Source organism: Pantoea sp. Acro-807 (genome assembly GCF_011752675.1).
Taxonomy (GTDB): domain Bacteria; phylum Pseudomonadota; class Gammaproteobacteria; order Enterobacterales; family Enterobacteriaceae; genus Pantoea; species Pantoea eucrina.
Map to the genome: position 1 here is coordinate 92,689 of NZ_VWXE01000010.1, position 19,691 is coordinate 112,379.

Consider the following 19,691-nt stretch of genomic DNA (forward strand, 5'->3'; position numbering starts at 1 on the left):
TGTTGCCGCGCGATCGGCTGCACCATCCTCAGTTTATCAGCGCGCCGGAGCCACCCGCTTCGAGTGGACCATGCTGGTCCGCAGGCAGCACAATATAGACGCCCTCAAATACTGCGCCCGGCTCTTCATTTCCGTACAGCTCAACCTCCAGCTGCACGCGCGCCTTGCGCCCGCGCGCGAGGCGGTCGAGATCGCCGCTCAGCGAGCCGAGATCGGCAGTGGCGCCGGGCCGTCCGCTGATCGGTTTGCTGTAGCGGATATGCGCATCCGCCAGAATGATGGTTCCGCCCAGATGACGTTCGCGCAGCAGCAGCCAGATCAGCCCCCAGCCGGTCAGCGTGGCCAGCGAGAAAAGACTGCCGGCAAACAGCGTATGGTGCGGATTCTGATTGCCGGTCTCCGGCATGGTGGTGACAAATTTCTGCCCGGTATATTGCAGGATGCGCACGCCCATCTTCTCACTCAGGGGAATATGCTCATACCACGCCTGCTGGAGCTGGCCGCACCAGTCGGCGCGATGCAGAATATCATCCAGCGTCACCACCGGTTTGATCATCAGAAAATGGCGCACCGGCGTGGTCTGCGGTGCGGTGATTTCACCCTGATTGATAAAACCCAGCTTGGCAAAAAACTCCACGGCGTCTTCGCGCGCGCTGCAGGTTACGCGCTTGGCGCCTTCCTGTCGCGCCACGGATTCCAGCGTCATCGCCACCAGCGTCCCGAGCCCCTTGCCCTGTACCGACGGGTGCACGGCCAGAAAGCGAATAGCTGCTTCATTCTCTGCGTTGATATAGAGGCGGCCTGCGGCAACCGGCTTGCCCTGCTCATCCACCACCATCTGATGGTGCGCCAGCGCGTCCCAGGCATCCCGCTCTGAGCCCTGCGGCTGGCGCAGCGGCTTGCGCAGCATTTCCCAGCGGAACTGGTAATACATGTCCAGCTCTTCGGCCGTCTGAGGCACTCGAAGATGATACATAAAATGATTCTCCCGTTCGGAGCCAGCGTGGCCGATTGCCTGCCGCCAGGCTGCCGATCTCACACCTGCAACCAGAAAGTGACCGGACCGTCGTTAACCAGTGAAACCTGCATATTGGCCGCAAAGCGACCGCTGGCGGTTGTGATACCGCTGGCCCGGCAGCAGTCGCTGAAGACGTTATAGAGCCGCTCCGCTTCTGCCGGTACGGCACCGCCGGAAAAGGAGGGACGCATGCCCTTACGGGTATCTGCCGCCAGCGTAAACTGCGAAACCACCAGCACGCTGCCGCCAGCCTGGTGCACATTCAGATTCATTTTGTCATTCTCGTCACCGAAAACACGGTAGCCGAGCACTTTATCGCAGAGCCGCCGGGCTTTTTGATCATCATCCTCTTTTTCCACGCCCAGCAGCACCAGCAGTCCGGCGCCAATCTCACCAATGATCTGGTTGTCGACCGCCACGCTGGCGGCACTGACGCGCTGAATTAATGCAATCATGTTTCCTCACGGGATGGTTCATGTTCCTGCAGCTTTAGCTGGCGATAGTCATTCAGGGTGACGGTGACTTCCGCTCCCAGCAAAACAATACACCACGTCCAGTAGACCCACAGAAACAGAATCGGGATAACGGCCAGTACGCCATAAATTAACTGATACGAGGGAAACATCGTAACATAGAGCGCAAAGCCTTTTTTACCCAGCTCAAACAGCAGGCCTGCCACCACCGCCCCGGTGAGCGCATCGCGCCCCGGCACGCGCCGCGTTGGCACCACGCTGTAAAGCAGCCAGAACGCCAGAATGGAGAGCACCAGCGGGAAGATACGCAGCGCCTGGTCGATCAGGCTGGTAACGCCGGTGACATTGACCCAGCGCAGCGACAGCAGATAGGAGCTAATCGCCAGGCTGGCGCCAGCCAGCAGCGGGCCGAGCGTCAGGATCATCCAGTAAACGGCAAACGAATAGATCATCGGACGCGGCGAATTGCTGCGCCAGATGGCGTTCAGCGCGCTGTCAACGGAGTGCATCAGCAGCAGCGCCGTGACAATCAGCCCTACCGCGCCTACCGCCGTCATTTTATTTACGTTAGCGACAAACTGGTCAAGGTAGCGCTGGATCACGTCGCCAGCTGCCGGCATAAAGTTGGTAAAGATAAAATTCTTGAGCTGTACGCTGATGTCGGAAAAAACCGGGAACGCGGCGAACAGCGCGAAGATCACCGCCACCAGCGGCACCAGCGCCAGCAGGGAGACGTAGGCAAGATTCCCCGCCTGCGTGGTCATGTTATCTTCGTCGATGCGCCGCCACAGCAGTTTCAGCCACAAAAAGAACGCATGCGCCCGGTGGCGCAGAGTGTTAGCCATCACATTTACCCACGCGCTGCGAACCAGGCGGGCAGGGTTTTGTGATCTTCCACCAGCACGCTTTCGATTCCCAGCGCGCGCGCCGCATCGATATTCGCCTGATTGTCATCAAAGAAGATGGCCTGGTCCGCCGTGTAACCCTCCTGCGCCAGCACATGGCTGAAAATCCGCGCTTCCGGTTTACGCATGCCGAGCTCCTGCGACATATAGACGCGATCGGCAGCCTGCTGAACTTCCGGATAGTGCGTCGGCCAGAATTCAAAATGCAGCTGGTTGGTGTTGGAAAGGATCACCACGCGTTCGCCGCGGACGCGAAGCTGGTTCATGATCGCCAGCGTCTCCGGGCGAACGCCGACAAACACGGCCTGCCAGCCGGCGGTAAACTGCTCATAGCTCAGGGCAATATCGAGCTGCTCGCAAAGGCGCTCGGCAAATTCCGGGTCGCTGATCTCGCCCCGTTCATGTTGTTCAAACGCTTCATCCATGCTGAAGCGACTCTGCAGCGTGGCCAGCGGCACACGGCCTAAATCACTCCAGACGCCCAGTACGCGATTGAAGTCGATATCAACAATCACGTTACCCAAATCAAAGATGTACAGCATGACGCCTCTCCTCTGTGCTTCCGGGATCATTCACTCTAGCGGCAAAAAGCGTAGCTGAACAGGGAGCATTCGGGGAAAAAGGCGGGCAACAGAAACAAAAAAGCCCCGCAGTGCGGGGCCTGATAACAGAACGTATCGTTTACTCTTTACCGCCGCGAGACGCGCGTTTGCGATCGTTCTCGGTCAGGTGACGTTTACGGATACGGACTGACTGTGGCGTAACTTCAACCAGTTCGTCATCATCGATGAACTCGATCGCCTGCTCCAGCGTCATTTTCTGTGGCGGAACCAGCGTCGTCGCCTCATCGGTACCTGACGCACGCATGTTGGTCAGTTTCTTACCGGTGAGACAGTTTACCGTCAGGTCGTTAGAGCGGCTGTGAATACCGATGATCTGGCCTTCATAAACCTCTGCACCGTGACCCAGGAACAGCTTACCGCGATCCTGCAGACCAAACAGAGCAAACGCAACGGCTTTACCCTGACCGTTAGAGATCAGAACGCCGTTCTGACGCTGACCAACTTCGCCCGGACGCACGTCGTCGTAGTGGCTGAAAGTCGAGTAGAGCAGACCGGTACCGGAGGTCATGGTCATGAATTCGTTACGGAAGCCGATCAGACCACGGCTTGGGATCACGTAGTCGAGACGTACGCGGCCTTTGCCATCCGGATCCATGTTTTTCATGTCGCCTTTACGCTCACCCATCGCCTGCATCACTGAGCCCTGGTGGGTCTCTTCGATATCGAGGGTAACGTTCTCAAACGGCTCCTGCTTGCGGCCTTCATGCTCACGGAAGATAACTTTCGGACGGGATACCGCCAGCTCAAAGCCTTCACGACGCATGTTTTCGATCAGAACGGAAAGGTGCAGCTCACCACGACCTGATACGCGGAATGCATCAGCATCTTCGGTCTCTTCAACGCGCAGTGCAACGTTGTGTACCAGCTCTTTGTTCAGGCGATCCAGGATCTGACGTGAAGTAACGTATTTACCTTCTTTACCGCAGAACGGTGAGGTATTGACGTTAAAGAACATGGTTACGGTAGGCTCATCTACGCTCAGCGCCGGCAGCGCCTCTACATTCTGCGTGTCGCAGATGGTATCGGAGATGTTCAGTTCACCCAGACCGGTAACGGCAATGATGTCGCCCGCTTCTGCCAGATCGCTGTCAATACGCTCCAGACCCAGATGCGTCAGCACTTTACCCACTTTCGCGTTGCGGGTTTTGCCTTCGCTATCAATCACAGTAACCTGCTGGTTCGGCTTGATTTTACCGCGCTTGATGCGGCCAATACCGATAACGCCCAGGTAGTTGTTGTAGTCCAGCTGAGAGATCTGCATCTGCAGCGGCGCATCAGCTTCAACCTGCGGCGGAGAAACGTGATCGACGATTGCCTGATACAGCGGAGTCATGTCCTCAGCCATATCAGTGTGTTCCAGACCTGCAATACCATTCAGCGCTGACGCATAAATGATAGGGAAGTCCAGCTGCTCGTCAGTCGCGTCGAGGTTAACGAACAGGTCGAATACCTGGTCTACAACCCAGTCAGGACGCGCGCCTGGACGGTCAATTTTGTTGATAACAACAATAGGTTTCAGACCGTGAGCAAAGGCTTTCTTGGTTACGAAGCGGGTTTGCGGCATAGGGCCATCCATCGCATCAACAACCAGCAGCACCGAATCCACCATGGACATGACGCGCTCTACTTCACCACCGAAGTCGGCGTGTCCCGGGGTATCAACGATGTTGATACGGTAGTCGTTCCATTTGATGGCGGTGTTTTTTGCGAGGATGGTAATTCCACGCTCTTTTTCCAAATCATTGGAATCCATCACACGTTCAGTCGCTTCGGTACGAGCGTCAAAAGTACCAGACTGTTGCAGCAGTTTGTCGACCAGGGTGGTTTTTCCATGGTCAACGTGCGCGATGATGGCGATGTTACGCAAATTTTCGATCACAGCTTTGCCTCAGGCATTATAGAAATAACGCGGTATTGTACACGGATTAAGCGGAATACTGAACATGATCACAGTTTTCCCGACAATATTCTCACGCTGCTGGTTTTTAGCACCATTAGCGGTGCAAATATCTGCACTCTGCTGGCTTTATGCACCATTTTAGTGCCATCAGCGCATCTTTTTGCACCATAATAAAGCAATGCGTCTGTTCTGGTGCAGCTGCTGATGCACCGCAGCGCGCCGCACAGCGCTATTTATTGCACTTAAAAAAAGTTGGCACAGAATTCGCTTTATCTTTTTTAAGTGCAAACGACAGTGGCCTGATGGCTGAATAGCTTGCCGGGATCTTAGTCAGGGGTGGTCAGTAGTCGTGACACATTCCAGGCATTTTGAGTTCTCTCACCACGACAACAGATGACCATTTCCAGGAGAGTTGAGTATGTCCGCTGAACACGTTCTCTCGATGATGAACGAGCATGAAGTTAAGTTCGTCGATCTGCGTTTTACCGATACCAAAGGTAAAGAACAGCACGTCACCATTCCTGCTCATCAGGTTAACGCAGACTTCTTTGAAGAAGGCAAAATGTTCGATGGTTCATCCATCGGTGGCTGGAAAGGCATTAACGAATCAGACATGGTGCTGATGCCGGATGCCACCACTGCGGTGATGGACCCGTTCTTCGAAGACCCGACCCTCATCATCCGGTGTGACATCCTCGAGCCAGGCACGCTGCAGGGTTACGATCGCGATCCGCGCTCCATCGCCAAGCGCGCTGAAGAGTACCTGCGCGCTTCCGGTATTGCTGACACCGTGCTGTTCGGACCTGAGCCAGAGTTTTTCCTGTTTGACGATATCCGTTTCGGTTCATCGACTTCAGGTTCACACGTCGCTATCGATGATATTGAAGCGTGCTGGAACACTGGCAAAGCGTACGAAGGCGGCAACAAAGGCCACCGTCCGGGTCTGAAAGGCGGCTACTTCCCGGTACCACCGGTTGACTCCTCTCAGGATATCCGTTCTGCCATGTGTCTGACCATGGAGCAGATGGGTCTGGTTGTAGAAGCACATCACCACGAAGTGGCAACCGCTGGTCAGAACGAAGTGGCAACCCGCTTCAACACCATGACCAAAAAAGCGGATGAAATTCAGATTTATAAGTATGTCGTGCACAACGTTGCGCACGCCTACGGCAAGACCGCAACCTTTATGCCAAAACCGATGTTTGGTGACAACGGATCCGGTATGCACTGCCATATGTCACTCTCTAAAGGTGGCGTAAACCTGTTCTCTGGCGATAAGTACGGCGGCCTCTCTGAAACCGCGCTGTTCTACATCGGCGGTGTGATCAAGCACGCTAAAGCGATTAACGCCCTGGCTAACCCAACCACCAACTCCTACAAGCGTCTGGTGCCGGGTTATGAAGCGCCGGTTATGCTCGCTTACTCCGCGCGTAACCGCTCAGCCTCCATCCGTATTCCGGTGGTTGCCAGCCCGAAAGCCCGCCGTATTGAAGCGCGCTTCCCGGATCCAGCGGCTAACCCATACCTGGCGTTTACTGCGCTGCTGATGGCTGGCCTCGACGGTATCATCAATAAAATCCATCCTGGCGATGCGATGGACAAAAACCTCTACGATCTGCCGCCGGAAGAAGAAGCGGAGATCCCGAAAGTAGCCGGTTCTCTGGAAGAAGCACTGAACGCGCTGAATGAAGATCGCGAGTTCCTGACCCGCGGCGGCGTATTCACTGATGACGCTATCGATGCTTATATCGAACTGCGCAAGCCAGATGTTGATCGCGTTCGCATGACGCCACACCCGGTTGAATTTGAACTCTACTACAGCGTTTAAATGGCCATTCACCTCTTTTGTCCGCCAGGCCGGGCAAAAGAGGACAACGTTTTTTTGTTGCCGTGGAAACTTTAGCCCATCTCCGGATGGGTTTTTTTCACCGCAAAATTGCCGTTATCGGGGAGTTTTCCATCCCAAAACGCTATAGTGCACCCATTTGGTGCAGAGGATCGTGGTATGGTTGCTGGCTCACTGCCCGACGCAGGGCAAATTCTCAACTCCCTGATAAACAGTATTCTGCTGGTCGATGACGGGCTGGTGATCCACTATGCCAATCCGGCTGCGCAGCAGCTGCTGGCGCAGAGTTCGCGTAAGCTGTTCGGTACGCCGCTGCCGGAGCTGACCGGCTACTTTTCGCTCAATATTGACGTGATGCGCGAGAGCCTGGCCGCAGGCCAGGGCTTTACCGACAGCGAAGTCACGCTGGTGGTCGATGGACGCGCGCACATCATGTCGCTGACCGCGCAGCGTCTGCCGGACGGCCTGATCCTGCTGGAGATGGCGCCGATGGACAATCAGCGCCGGCTCAGCCAGGAGCAGATCCAGCATGCTCAGCAGGTTGCCGCACGCGATTTAGTGCGCGGCCTGGCGCATGAGATTAAAAACCCGCTTGGCGGCCTGCGCGGCGCGGCACAGCTGCTGTCGCGCGCGCTACCTGACCCGTCGCTGAACGAATACACCAACGTTATCATCGAGCAGGCAGACCGGCTGCGCAACCTGGTCGATCGTCTGCTGGGCCCGCAGCAGCCGGGGCTGCACGTTACGCAGAGCATTCATCAGGTGGCGGAGCGCGTGGTCAAGCTGGTCTCGATGGAGCTGCCGGACAACATAACGCTGGTACGCGACTACGATCCCAGCCTGCCGGAGCTGCCGCACGATCCTGACCAGATTGAACAGGTGCTGCTTAACGTCGTACGCAATGCGCTGCAGGCGCTCGGCGCAGAGGGCGGTACCATCGTGCTGCGTACGCGTACCGCTTTTCAGCTGACGCTGCACGGCACGCGCTACCGGCTGGTGGCACGTATTGATGTGGAAGATAACGGGCCGGGCATACCGGCACAGCTGCAGGATACGCTGTTCTATCCCATGGTCAGCGGACGCGAAGGGGGTACCGGTCTCGGACTCTCTATCGCCCGCAGCCTGATCGATCAGCACTCCGGAAAAATTGAATTTAACAGTTGGCCAGGTCACACCGAGTTTTCGGTCTACCTGCCCATTCGCCAGTGAGGTTTCTATGCAACGAGGGATAGTCTGGATCGTCGATGACGATAGCTCCATCCGCTGGGTGCTTGAACGCGCGCTCACTGGAGCCGGTTTAAGCTGCGCGACGTTTGACAGCGCCAGTGAGGTGCTGGATGCACTCGCCAGCAAAACCCCGGACGTACTATTGTCAGATATTCGCATGCCGGGCATGGATGGCCTGGCGCTACTGAAGCAGATCAAGCAGCGTCATCCGATGCTGCCGGTCATCATTATGACGGCGCACTCCGATCTTGATGCCGCCGTCAGTGCCTATCAGCAGGGCGCATTTGATTATCTGCCCAAGCCGTTTGATATCGATGAGGCGGTAGCGCTGGTCGAGCGCGCCATCAGCCACTATCAGGAGCAGCAGCAGCCGCGCAATCAGCCCGTCAGCGGCCCGACAACCGACATCATCGGCGAAGCGCCGGCGATGCAGGATGTGTTCCGTATTATTGGCCGTCTGTCACGCTCCTCCATCAGCGTGCTGATTAACGGTGAGTCGGGAACCGGTAAAGAGCTGGTCGCGCATGCGCTGCACCGCCACAGCCCGCGCGCCAAGGCGCCTTTTATCGCGCTGAATATGGCGGCGATCCCGAAAGACCTGATTGAATCTGAACTGTTCGGGCATGAAAAAGGCGCGTTTACCGGCGCCAATCAGATCCGTCAGGGGCGCTTTGAACAGGCTGATGGCGGCACACTGTTTCTTGATGAGATTGGCGATATGCCGCTGGATGTGCAGACGCGTCTGCTGCGCGTGCTGGCAGACGGTCAGTTCTATCGCGTGGGCGGCTACGCGCCGGTAAAAGTGGACGTGCGCATTATTGCCGCCACGCATCAGAACCTTGAGCTGCGCGTGCAGGAAGGCAAATTCCGTGAGGATCTGTTCCACCGCCTCAATGTCATTCGGGTACATCTTCCGCCGCTGCGTGAGCGCCGCGAAGATATTCCGCGTCTGGCACGCTACTTCCTGCAGGTTGCCGCACGCGAGCTGGGCGTTGAGGCTAAAATCCTGCATCCGGAAACGGAAACGGCGCTGACCCGCCTGCACTGGTCGGGCAACGTGCGCCAGCTGGAGAACACCTGCCGCTGGCTGACGGTCATGGCCGCCGGTCAGGAAGTGCTGATTCAGGATCTGCCGCCGGAGCTGTTTGAATCCGCCACGCCTGACAGTCCGGTGCAGTCGCTGCCGGACAGCTGGGCCACGCTGCTGGCGCAGTGGGCCGATCGCGCGCTGCGTTCCGGTCATCAGAACCTGTTATCTGAAGCGCAGCCGGAGATGGAGCGTACGCTGCTGACCACGGCGCTGCGTCACACCCAGGGGCATAAACAGGAAGCGGCACGCCTGCTTGGCTGGGGGCGCAATACGCTGACGCGCAAACTTAAAGAGCTGGGCATGGAGTAACGCTGCGACATCAGCGGCGCTTCTGCTGATTTTTTGCACGCACAGGCTGTACAGACCGTTACCGGTGAGTATGATATTCGCGGTAATCGGGAGAGAAGTATCATGCTGCAATCTGTCATGCTGACAATAGCGCATAATCTGGCAGCCATTGGCAGCGCGGTGGCCCATTCGCCGCAGACTGCGCTGGCTGCTGTGGTATGCGCCATTACGGCGAGCCTGTTCAGTTAATAGCAAGGGAGCGTATGCTCCCTTTGTTATTCAGATGATCCGGGAATAGTGCTGCTGGCGGCTTTTCTGCCGCAGGTAGCGATCGAAACACATGCAGACAGAGCGGATCAGCAGACGACCGCGACCGGTCGCCGTTATACGCCGCCTCTCATAGCAAACCAGCCCCTCCGCCACCAGCGGAGCCAGCTGTGCCAGATCGTCGGCAAAATAGTCCTCAAACACGATCGGCCACTGCGCCTCCACGGCGGCAAAATCGAGCGTGAAGTTGCAGATAAGCTGTTTAATCACCTCACGCCGCAGACGATCGTCCTCCGTCAGCGTTAATCCGCGCCACAGCGCGCTACCCTGCTGTTCCACCCCTGCATACCACTCATTCAGCGCTTTCCGGTTCTGCGCATAGCTGTCGCCCAGCATGCTGATGGCAGATACGCCCAGCCCCAGCAGATCGCTCTCACCGTGCGTGGTGTAGCCCTGAAAATTGCGGTGCAGCAGACCGCTGCGCTGTGCGATCGCCAGGTCATCATCCGGCCGGGCGAAGTGGTCCATCCCGATAAACCGGTAACCTGCGGCGGTCAGTGTGGCAATGCTCTGCTGCAGGATCAGCAGCTTTTGCGCGCCGTCGGGCAGGTCTGCTGCTTTGATTTTGCGCTGTGCCGCAAACAGCGCCGGCATATGCGCATAGCTGAACAGGCTCAGACGGTCGGGAGCGAGCGCGATCACCCGCTGCAGCGTCAGCGCAAACCGTTCCGCACTCTGCAGCGGCAGACCGTAGATGAGATCGAAACTGACCGAACGAAAACCCTGTTCGCGCGCGCGCTTTACCAGCGCACCAATGGCCGCTTCATCCTGTATCCGGTTAATGCGCGCCTGCACCGCCCGATCAAAATCCTGGATCCCGATGCTCAGACGGTTGAATCCTTCCGTCCGCAGATGATCGATCGTGGTCGGCGCGATCTCACGCGGATCGATTTCGATCGACATTTCAGCATCATCCGTTATCGCGAAGTGATGCCGCAGCAGCGCCATCAGCCGGCTTATCTGCGCTCCGTCAAGAAAGGTCGGCGTGCCACCGCCCCAGTGCAGCTGTGTCACCCGGCGACCGGCAAACAGCGGAGCACGACAGGCAATCTCCTGCGCCAGCGCATTCAGATAGCGATCAGCTTTTTGCCGCTGGCGCGTCACTATTTTATTGCAGCCGCAGAAGTAACACAGTTTGTGGCAGAACGGGATATGCACGTAAAGAGAGAGCGGCCGGTGAGGATAACGGGTAGCAGCCTGCTCAAAATCTGCGGCGCGAAAAGTTTCGCTGAATTCCGGCGCGGTAGGATAGGAGGTATAACGCGGGCCTGAGCCGCTGTATTTCTCCACCAGCTGCTGATCCCATTCTATCTGCTGCGCGGTCATGCTTACCTCTTTCGGTGGCGTGTGGTCCGGAAAGGTCGCGCAGAAGGGTCAGTGAAGCGGTGAAGAGAACGCCGCCGTAAACGCGACTTCAGGCGCGACAGGCGGCGTAGTTTAAACAATAACCAGAGGATATAACATGTGAGCAGCAGCGCTAAAATTGATCCAGGCCAAAACATTGTCGAATACCTGTTCAGCGCGGCATGCGATACGGCGCATGCCGTCCGGTAACGGGATTACTGCCCTTTCAGCAGGCGCATCATATCTTCTTCAGCCTGTTCATCTTCGGCGTCATCATCCAGCGCGATCCCCAGCGTTTCCATCAGCTCATCGATGCGGTCCAGCGTCTCATCCAGCCACGCCTGGTCTTCACCGCTCAGCGTCTCGCCTTTTTCCAGGCGATCGAGCAGCGTGTCGAGACGTTCATCGTTCTCCAGCTTCGCCAGCTCCTCTTCAGGCGTCAGGCGTACTTTCTGCGCTTTCGCTTTGGGCTGAGGTGCCGCTTTTGTCACGGGCTGCGTTTTGCCGTCAGCCACCAGCGCCACCGGTTTTTTGCTGCCAATGCGGGCATCGCTGCTTTTTTTAGTCTGTGCGCTGCCGCTGCTCTGCGCCGTCAGGCTGGTGCGGCTGCCCGATTTATGGCCGCTGTGCTTTTTATCGCGTTTACGATCGCGCGCTTCCTGATTCAGTTCTTCACGCGATTTACGTTTGGCTTTAGCAGCGGGTTTGCCACGCTGGGCGGGTGCAGGTTGCTTCATGATGTCCGGTCTCAGTGATGCCTGGTGAGTTCAGTATAGAATTGCGGCGAAATCTAGCAGAAAGCAGACAAAGAAAAAAGGCGATAGCTTTTGCTATCGCCTTATTTCGCACCTTCGTACGAAGGAAACTCTGAATAAATCCTTTACGGCTCTCAACGTCCCGGTCGCTCCGTCGCCTTATCGCTCCTGCGAGTAATCCCTGTCCATTCCCGATTCCTGCCTGAATCGTACTCCTGCCATGCTCCTGGTCTTCCGGACACTCCTGAGCGCATCATCCTGATGGGTGCTGCCTTGCACTGACACCAAATGTAGACGAAAGTGCCAAATCAACAAGTAAGATCTCGCTCTTTTTTAAAGGGAAAAGAGCAAAATAATGCGCAATTCATTGTATTATAATAATAAAAAAATATTGAACTTTTTATTTTTAAGCTAAAACTGGCAGCAAAAATCGGCGATCTCTTACACGATTTGTCAGGGCTACGGCTGTCGGGTACTTTTGCGCCATAACAGGTATAATCAGCGCCATTAGTCCGTATCTATCAGCTGGAGTCTATTTTGTCTGCTTTGAATTATCACATCACTCACTTCATGCTCAGTGCGCCAGATATCCGTCATCTGCCGGCCGACACGGGTATTGAAGTAGCCTTTGCCGGGCGCTCAAATGCAGGCAAATCCAGTGCGCTTAATACCCTGACCAACCAGAAAAGTCTGGCGCGCACCAGTAAAACGCCGGGGCGCACTCAGCTTATCAACCTGTTTGAAGTGGTTGAAGGCAAACGTCTGGTGGATCTGCCCGGCTACGGCTATGCCGAAGTGCCTGAGGAGATGAAACGTAAATGGCAGCGTGCGCTGGCAGAGTATCTGCAGAAGCGGCAGGCGCTGAAAGGGCTGGTGGTGCTGATGGATATTCGCCATCCGCTTAAAGATCTCGATCAGCAGATGATTGAGTGGGCCGTAAGCAGCAATATTCCGGTACTGGTGCTGCTGACCAAAGCGGACAAGCTCGCCTCTGGCGCACGTAAAGCGCAGCTCAACATGGTGCGCGAAGCCGCGCTGGGCTTTATGGGCGACGTGCAGGTTGAGATGTTCTCTTCGCTGAAAAAGCTGGGCGTGGACAAGGTGCGTCAGAAACTGGATACCTGGTTCAGCGAACTTGAGCCGGCCCGTGAAGGTGACGCAGATAACCAGCCGGCTGAGTAACGGCAGCGTTGCCGGGTGAAAAAAGCCCAATAAAAAACGCCCCAGTCATAACTGACTGGGGCGGCTAAATATTCAGCCAAATCCGATTACGTGAAGTAAAAGGTCTGAAAGATAGAACATCTTACCTCTGTACCCTACGCGACGAACTTTACCTGATTTTTTCTGACCGACAAAGGATTTTTTGTGATCCAATTTCAGCTTTTGACATAATTTTTACCAGCTCCGTCACACTTTCGCACAGCGGCTGTAGTTTAATTTCCAAAAAAATGTTTAACAGGCAGCGAGTTAGATCAGTGCGCCTGATCCCAGTTATCACCGACACCCACTTCCACCAGCAACGGTACATCCAGCGACATACTGCTCTCCATCAGCTGACGGATTTTCTCGCTGGCGCTCTCTACCGCGTCTTTGTGGATCTCAAATACCAGTTCATCGTGTACCTGCATGATCATCTTCACATCATCACTGTTCTGCTGCTGCAGCCAGCCATCCACGGCAATCATCGCCCGCTTGATGATATCCGCTGCAGTGCCCTGCATCGGCGCATTAATGGCCGCCCGCTCAGCGGCTTTGCGGCGGATAGCGTTGCTGGATTTGATATCCGGCAGCCACAGACGACGCCCGTCCAGCGTCTCTACGTAACCTTTAGACGCCGCCTGATCGCGGGTCTTTTCCATATAGCGCAGTACGCCCGGATAGCGTTCGAAGTAGAGATCCATATATTTCTTCGCTTCACCGGCACCGATGTTCAGCTGACGCGAGAGGCCAAACGCACTCATGCCGTAAATCAGGCCGAAGTTAATCGCTTTGGCGCTGCGGCGCTGCTCAGCTGAGACCTTTTCCAGCGGGGAACCAAACACTTCCGCTGCCGTGGCGCGGTGAATATCTTCTCCCTGCGCAAAGGCCTCCAGCAGACCTTTATCCTGCGACAGATGCGCCATAATGCGCAGCTCAATCTGAGAATAGTCCGCAGCAACAATGCGTTTATCTGCACCGGCGATAAAGGCCTGACGGATCCGGCGCCCTTCTTCGTTGCGAACCGGAATGTTCTGCAGGTTCGGATCGGTCGAGGAGAGCCGGCCGGTCGCCGTGACCGCCTGATGATAAGAGGTGTGAACGCGTCCTGAGACCGGATTAATCATCTGCGGCAGTTTATCAGTGTAAGTAGATTTCAGCTTCGACAGCCCGCGATGTTCCAGGATGACTTTTGGCAGCGGATAATCAAGCGCCAGCTCGGCCAGTACTTCTTCACTGGTTGACGGCGCGCCGCCCGGTGTCTTTTTCGTAGGCTTAATGCCCTGCTTTTCAAACAGGATGGTTTGCAGCTGTTTGGTGGAGGAGAGATTAAACGGCTCTCCCGCCAGTTCATGCGCCTTCAGTTCCAGCTCAGAGAGGCGGGTTGTCAGCTCCTGCGAATGTCTGGCGAGGATGTTCTGATCGATAAGCACGCCGTTACGCTCAATGCGCGAAATCACCGTAACCAGAGGCATTTCGATATCGGTAAAGACCTGTTTCGGGCCCGCTTCCTGCTCCAGTTTTGGCCACATCTGCTGATGCAGCTGCAGCGTCACATCGGCATCTTCTGCCGCATAGTGTGCCGCCTGTTCCAGCGCGATTTGGTTAAACGTGAGCTGATTTTTACCTTTGCCGGCGATCTCTGTGAATGTGACCGTCTTGTGATTCAGCCAGCGCGCAGAGAGGCTATCCATATCATGCTTGCCGCCAACGCTGTTCAGGCAGTAGGACTCCAGCATGGTGTCAAACCGGATGCCGCGCAGCTCAATACCGTAATTTTTCAGCACGCCGCGATCGTATTTCAGGTTCTGCCCCACTTTCGCCGCGCGTTCATCCTCCAGCAACGGCTTTAATTTCGTCAGCACGTCAGTGCGATCGAGCTGATCGGGTGCGTCCAGATAGTCATGCGCAACCGGCAGGTAGGCAGCCTCCCCTGGGGCGACAGCAAACGCGATACCGACAATGGTGGCGCTAAGCGTATCGAGTGAATCCGTTTCGAGATCGAATGCAAACACCTCAGCCTGCTTCAGCTTATCGAGCCAGGTGCTAAAGGTTGCCTCATCAAGGATAGTGACATACCCGTCCGCGGAGAGCACGCTGGTAGCTTCCGCAGCCTCAGGCTCATCAGCCAGAGCGCTCTGCGCCTGCACATTACTCTTTTTACCCTGCAGCCACTTACCTTCCTGCAGATCGGCCTGCCAGCGCCGGAATTCAAAGCGGGCAAACAGCGTCTGCAGCGTCTCAACGTCAGGCTGGTTTACCGTCAGTTGATCGTAACTGACCTCCAGTGGCACATCGGTTTTAATGGTCGCCAGCTGGTAAGAGAGAAAGGCCACATCGCGGTTCTGTTCGAGTTTAGCCGCCATGGTTTTCGCGCCGCGGAATGACAGACCGGACACTTTATCGAGATTGTCATAAATGGCGTGCATACCACCCAGCCCCTGCAGCAGCGCCTGTGCGGTCTTCTCTCCCACGCCGGGTACGCCGGGAATGTTATCGGAGCTGTCGCCCATCATCGCCAGAAAATCGATGATCAGTGCCGGCGGCACACCATATTTCTCTTCAACCTCTTCCGGTCCCAGTACGGTATTGCTCATGGTATTGATCAGTGTGATCTCTGGCGTGACCAGCTGCGCCATATCTTTATCACCGGTACTGATCAGTACGCTGCGCCCCTGTTTGCCCGCTTCCAGTGCCAGCGTACCGATAACATCGTCTGCCTCCACGCCCGATACAGCCAGCAGCGGCAGCCCCATCGCTTTTACCATCTCATGCAGCGGTGCTATCTGCGCACGCAGATCGTCAGGCATCGGCGGACGATGAGATTTGTAGTGTTCAAACAGTTCGTCGCGGAAGGTTTTTCCTTTCGCATCGAAGACCACAGCCACATGGCTGGGCTGATACTGCATCAACAGACTTTTCAGCATGTTGAGCACACCATACATCGCGCCGGTAGGTTCGCCCGCGCTGTTGGTCAGTGGCGGAAAGGCATGATATGCACGGTAGAGATAAGAGGATCCGTCTACCAGAATCAGGGGATTTTCTGCGATTTTCGCCATAGTGTTAAGGTTTCTTCGTTGCGAGATTCAGGCTTATAAGGATGCCACAACCTGAGAAAAATGTTGAATGAACACGGGAGAGAGGGGCTTTTTTTCACGGTTATCAAACGCGGATCGCAACGATCTTTCTGTGGATAACTTTGTGCGCAAATTTCATAAGGCGCTATTTTTTTAGCATGAGAAAAATAATAAGCAGATAATAACTATTTATTTACAACAGGTTAATAAGTTGCCGTGACGCAGAACGCGGTTTTGAAAACGCAATCGTCCATGTGGATATCGCTACGGAGCGCAGGCAGGAAAAAGAATAAATGAGGGTAAAGAAATAAAAAACGCTGGCGTTGCCAGCGTTTAAGGGTGGCGCGTTACTGCTTTTCAGCCAGGAACTTAACCACGTTGGCATAATCGGCGACAAAATTCTCCATAGAGCTGGTGTCGAGACCGCCGTTATTGACCATATATTTGCCGTTGACGAAAATAGCCGGAACGCCCTGCAGATTGACATCAGAAGCCGCTTTCTGCTGCTGCGCAACCAGCGCTTTCACCGCAAAGCTGTTCCAGGCAGCGTCATAATCGCCAGCTGAGATCCCTGCTGCTTTAATAAAGGTTTCTTTCAGGCTGGCCGGATCGGTGATGGTTTGCGTTTTCTGAATGCCATCAAAAATCGGTGCGGTAACTTTGCTTTCCACGCCCAGCGCCATGGCCACTGCCCAGGCATGCGTGACCACCGGGCCTAAATCGCCGCCGAGAAAATCGACGTGATATTTTGTCACTTTGGTCTCAGCCGGCAGGTTCTTCTTCACCGCGTCGCTGACGTGATAAACACGTTCAAACTGATAGCAGTGCGGGCAGAAAAAGGAGAAGAACTCCATGACCTGCGGTTCACCTGCCACCGGTTTCTGCAGCGTGACATACTGTTTACCGTCGGTGAACTGCGCCGCTGATACGCTAAATGCCAGCAGCATTCCCGCCAGCGCAAGCCAGATTTTTTTCATTGTTAACCTATCTCCTGAGTACGTTATTAAAATTGCGGACCAAGCCGTAATGGGGGTTCGTGCAACAGTCGCTCCTGCTCAATCAGGAGGGCAATCTGCCGGCGCCAGAAATCCTCGTCAGTCATCCAGGGAAACGCACGCGGAAAAGCGGGATCCTGCCAGCGGCGTACGACCCAGGCCAGATAATAAACCATGCGCATGGCGCGTAAAGACTCAATCAGTGTCAATTCATGTAAATCGAAATCACCGAACTCGTTATACGCCTCTATCAGGATATCCCACTGAATGCGCTGCTCCTGCCGGTCGCCGTTTATCAGCATCCAGAGATCCTGCACGGCCGGACCGGTGCGCGCGTCATCCAGATCAACAAACATCGGGCCGTCGCGCCACAAAATATTGCCCGGATGACAGTCACCGTGCAGGCGCAGCGGCTGCCACTTTGTATGCCAGCTCTGCTGCAGCGTGATAAAAAGGCTATCCAGCGCCTTCAGTAAGCTCTCTTTAAGCCTTGCTGGCACCAGCTCGCTGTGCGCCAGCGTCTGCTGTGGCTGCAGGATATACTCCTCAAGACCCAGCGTCGGACGCCGGACAAAAGGTTTACGGCAGCCGGTCTGATGCATGCGGCCGAGGAAACGTCCTGTCCACTCCATCTGTTCTTCGTTATCCGTTTCATACTGACGACCGCCAACGCTGGGAAACACGGCAAACATAAATCCGGCATGCTGGTTAAGCGTGCTGCCCTGTAGCGTAAGCGGTGCCGCTACCGGCACGTCGTCATTCAGCAGATCCAGCGACAGCGCATGCTCTTCAAGGATCTGTTCCCGGCTCCAGCGCTGCGGACGATAGAACTTAGCGACGTAGCGCCGGTTTTCATCATCGCTGAACTGGTAAACGCGGTTTTCGTAGCTGTTCAGTGCCGTTAAGCCTGACTCCACCCGCAGCCCGGTATCCCATAAAGCATCGAGGATGGCATCCGGATCCAGCGTATGAAAATTAAAGGCAGCGTCGTTCATTTTCGGCCCTGTATGTTACCTTTGCAGTAGATGCGCAAGGATAGCACTACTCGTCAGCCTTGATCACACCGCGTGCGCGTAACAGTGCCGTTTTAAAGTCTGCTTCGTAATCTTTTCTGATACCGGGTATTTCTGTCGTGCTGTCGGCATCACGCATTTTGAGATGGTAAATCAATATGTCGTCGCGTAATTCACTTAACGGGCCATGAAAGCCCGCCTCCTGCGCCAGCTTGTGTAAAAAGGCCAGTAGGTGACATTCTGGCTCCTGCTGCCAGGCAGGCTGCAGAAGCGCAATCAGTTCGTTAAGACGATGGTTTTTCATAGCGGATCCCTCATCACACTGCTTTACACTGCACGGGTTCATTAAAGGAGACAACCATGCCCGTATTTACCGGCGTTATTCTGGCAGGCGGCCAGGGTAGTCGTATGGGAGGCCGTGATAAGGGGCTGGTGCAGCTGCACAATCAGCCTCTTTATCAGCATGTTCTGCAGCGACTGCAGCCACAGGTAGATAGTGTGCTGATCAGCGCTAACCGGCACCTTGATCAATATCAGTTAAGCGGCTGTAAGGTGATAACCGACACATTACCTGACTGGCCCGGACCGCTGGCAGGTATGCTGAGCGGGTTACGCCATAGCCAGAGTGAGTGGGTCGTTTTCTGCGCCTGTGATACACCCTATATACCTCAGGATTTCGTTCTGCGGCTGTGGCAACAGCGCGCAGAAGCGCCGGCGGTCTGGGTCAGGTCAGCCATGCGCGATCATCCGGTGCTGGCTCTGCTTAACCGGGCGCTGGCTGATGAACTCGCCGTGTATCTCGCACGCGGCGAACGGCGTCTGATGCAGTTTTTGCGCGCCAGCGGCGGTCACGCAGTGCTGTTTGAGGAGGATGAGAGGGTATTTCGCAATATTAATACCGCAGACGATCTGGCACAGGAGCAGGGAGAATAATGGACGTACCTTTACTCGCCATTGCCGCGTGGAGCGGTACCGGCAAGACCACACTGCTTAAATCACTGATACCGCTGTTAAAACAGCGCGGTGTGCGGACCGGTTTGATCAAACATTCTCATCATCAGCTGGAGATCGATACGCCAGGCAAGGACAGCTACGTTTTACGTAAAGCGGGCGCCGATCAGGTGATGGTTGCCAGCGAGCGGCGCTGGGCGCTGATGTGTGAAACGCCTGATGAACCCGCCTCTCTGCAACATCTGGCAGCACAGATGAACAGCGCAGCGCTGGATCTGATACTGGTTGAAGGATTCAGGGATGAGAAAGTGACAAAAATTGCACTGTGGCGGCGTGGTGTAAAAGGTGAGGCAGAAGAGTTGCTGGATGAATATGTTATTGCCGTAGCCAGCGATGAAGCACTGGCGCTGGATCTGCCGCTGCTGGATATCAATCAGCCTGATCACGTCGCAGACTTTATCGTCAGCTGGCTGAAAAAAGGTTAACTTTTACGCATTTCTGAGCTTTCTGCGGACGTAAAAAAGCCCTGAACGCGTGTTCAGGGCTCTTTTACTTGATGGATGCCTGGCAGTTCCCTACTCTCGCATGGGGAGGCCCCACACTACCATCGGCGCTACGGCGTTTCACTTCTGAGTTCGGCATGGGGTCAGGTGGGACCGCCG

General features: G+C 55.5%; 18 protein-coding genes and 1 rRNA gene. 7 read left to right on the forward strand and 12 right to left on the reverse strand.

The annotated features are described in order from the left end of the window. Nucleotides 1–28 precede the first annotated feature (28 nt). From fabY to typA, 5 genes are all read right to left on the reverse strand, one after another. A complete protein-coding gene (gene fabY / locus F3J39_RS17570) occupies nt 29–976 on the reverse strand; it encodes a fatty acid biosynthesis protein FabY (RefSeq protein ID WP_039381327.1) in 948 nt (315 codons plus the stop codon). A 59-nt stretch (nt 977–1,035) separates the two neighbouring features. Further along, the gene (gene dtd, locus F3J39_RS17575) at nt 1,036–1,473 is read right to left on the reverse strand and encodes a D-aminoacyl-tRNA deacylase (protein WP_039381329.1); all 438 of its coding nucleotides are present in this window, start codon (nt 1,471–1,473) and stop codon (nt 1,036–1,038) included. Next, nucleotides 1,470–2,336: a virulence factor BrkB family protein gene (locus F3J39_RS17580; RefSeq protein WP_039381331.1), complete on the reverse strand. Its 867-nt coding sequence runs from the start codon at nt 2,334–2,336 to the stop codon at nt 1,470–1,472. The genes dtd and F3J39_RS17580 overlap by 4 nt, the downstream gene beginning before the upstream one ends. A gap of 5 nt (nt 2,337–2,341) precedes the next feature. Continuing rightward, nucleotides 2,342–2,938 carry a glucose-1-phosphatase gene (gene yihX / locus F3J39_RS17585; protein ID WP_166714484.1) on the reverse strand — a complete coding sequence of 199 codons (597 nt, stop codon included), beginning with the start codon at nt 2,936–2,938 and terminating at the stop codon, nt 2,342–2,344. A gap of 139 nt (nt 2,939–3,077) precedes the next feature. Beyond that, nucleotides 3,078–4,898: a ribosome-dependent GTPase TypA gene (gene typA, locus F3J39_RS17590; protein ID WP_039381337.1), complete on the reverse strand. Its 1,821-nt coding sequence runs from the start codon at nt 4,896–4,898 to the stop codon at nt 3,078–3,080. Nucleotides 4,899–5,337: 439 nt separating this feature from the next. Here typA and glnA point away from each other — a divergent pair, with 439 nt between their 5' ends. The 4 genes from glnA (at nt 5,338) to F3J39_RS17610 (ending at nt 9,619) form a co-directional block, all read left to right on the forward strand. Beyond that, nucleotides 5,338–6,747 carry a glutamate--ammonia ligase gene (gene glnA / locus F3J39_RS17595; protein ID WP_039381340.1) on the forward strand — a complete coding sequence of 470 codons (1,410 nt, stop codon included), beginning with the start codon at nt 5,338–5,340 and terminating at the stop codon, nt 6,745–6,747. 177 nt (nt 6,748–6,924) lie between these two features. Beyond that, nucleotides 6,925–7,974 (forward strand): nitrogen regulation protein NR(II), encoded by a 1,050-nt coding sequence (gene glnL, locus F3J39_RS17600; protein WP_150018426.1) that lies wholly within the window; start codon nt 6,925–6,927, stop codon nt 7,972–7,974. Nucleotides 7,975–7,981: 7 nt separating this feature from the next. Then, the gene (glnG, locus tag F3J39_RS17605; protein ID WP_039381345.1) at nt 7,982–9,391 is read left to right on the forward strand and encodes a nitrogen regulation protein NR(I); all 1,410 of its coding nucleotides are present in this window, start codon (nt 7,982–7,984) and stop codon (nt 9,389–9,391) included. A gap of 102 nt (nt 9,392–9,493) precedes the next feature. Then, complete coding sequence (locus F3J39_RS17610) at nt 9,494–9,619, forward strand: YshB family small membrane protein (RefSeq protein ID WP_139239666.1); 126 nt, start codon at nt 9,494–9,496, stop codon at nt 9,617–9,619. 30 nt (nt 9,620–9,649) lie between these two features. Here F3J39_RS17610 and hemN read toward each other — a convergent pair whose 3' ends face one another. Both hemN and yihI read right to left on the reverse strand, forming a co-directional pair. Next, nucleotides 9,650–11,023, reverse strand: a complete 1,374-nt coding sequence (hemN, locus tag F3J39_RS17615) for an oxygen-independent coproporphyrinogen III oxidase (RefSeq protein WP_166714485.1) — start codon at nt 11,021–11,023, stop codon at nt 9,650–9,652. A gap of 233 nt (nt 11,024–11,256) precedes the next feature. Next, nucleotides 11,257–11,778 carry a Der GTPase-activating protein YihI gene (gene yihI / locus F3J39_RS17620; RefSeq protein ID WP_166714486.1) on the reverse strand — a complete coding sequence of 174 codons (522 nt, stop codon included), beginning with the start codon at nt 11,776–11,778 and terminating at the stop codon, nt 11,257–11,259. Between the two features lie 555 nt (nt 11,779–12,333). Between yihI and yihA the strand changes: the two genes are divergently transcribed. Beyond that, nucleotides 12,334–12,978, forward strand: coding sequence for a ribosome biogenesis GTP-binding protein YihA/YsxC (yihA, locus tag F3J39_RS17625; RefSeq protein WP_039381353.1), 645 nt, complete (start codon nt 12,334–12,336; stop codon nt 12,976–12,978). A 290-nt stretch (nt 12,979–13,268) separates the two neighbouring features. Here the strand turns inward: yihA and polA are convergent, their stop codons facing one another. From polA to F3J39_RS17645, 4 genes are all read right to left on the reverse strand, one after another. Then, the gene (polA, locus tag F3J39_RS17630) at nt 13,269–16,052 is read right to left on the reverse strand and encodes a DNA polymerase I (protein WP_104086036.1); all 2,784 of its coding nucleotides are present in this window, start codon (nt 16,050–16,052) and stop codon (nt 13,269–13,271) included. A gap of 365 nt (nt 16,053–16,417) precedes the next feature. Next, entirely contained in the window at nt 16,418–17,047 is a 630-nt protein-coding gene (gene dsbA / locus F3J39_RS17635) for a thiol:disulfide interchange protein DsbA (protein ID WP_039381357.1), read from the reverse strand. A gap of 26 nt (nt 17,048–17,073) precedes the next feature. Then, nucleotides 17,074–18,060 (reverse strand): serine/threonine protein kinase, encoded by a 987-nt coding sequence (locus F3J39_RS17640; RefSeq protein ID WP_039381359.1) that lies wholly within the window; start codon nt 18,058–18,060, stop codon nt 17,074–17,076. Between the two features lie 46 nt (nt 18,061–18,106). Beyond that, nucleotides 18,107–18,382, reverse strand: coding sequence for a YihD family protein (locus F3J39_RS17645; protein WP_039381361.1), 276 nt, complete (start codon nt 18,380–18,382; stop codon nt 18,107–18,109). Between the two features lie 56 nt (nt 18,383–18,438). Between F3J39_RS17645 and mobA the strand changes: the two genes are divergently transcribed. Beyond that, nucleotides 18,439–19,011 carry a molybdenum cofactor guanylyltransferase MobA gene (gene mobA / locus F3J39_RS17650; protein ID WP_108570157.1) on the forward strand — a complete coding sequence of 191 codons (573 nt, stop codon included), beginning with the start codon at nt 18,439–18,441 and terminating at the stop codon, nt 19,009–19,011. Continuing rightward, nucleotides 19,011–19,514 (forward strand): molybdopterin-guanine dinucleotide biosynthesis protein MobB, encoded by a 504-nt coding sequence (mobB, locus tag F3J39_RS17655; RefSeq protein ID WP_108570158.1) that lies wholly within the window; start codon nt 19,011–19,013, stop codon nt 19,512–19,514. Before mobA ends, mobB begins: the two co-directional genes overlap by 1 nt. Before the next feature lie 77 nt (nt 19,515–19,591). Here the strand turns inward: mobB and rrf are convergent. Beyond that, nucleotides 19,592–19,691, reverse strand: a 5S ribosomal RNA gene (rrf, locus tag F3J39_RS17660); the annotation flags it as partial.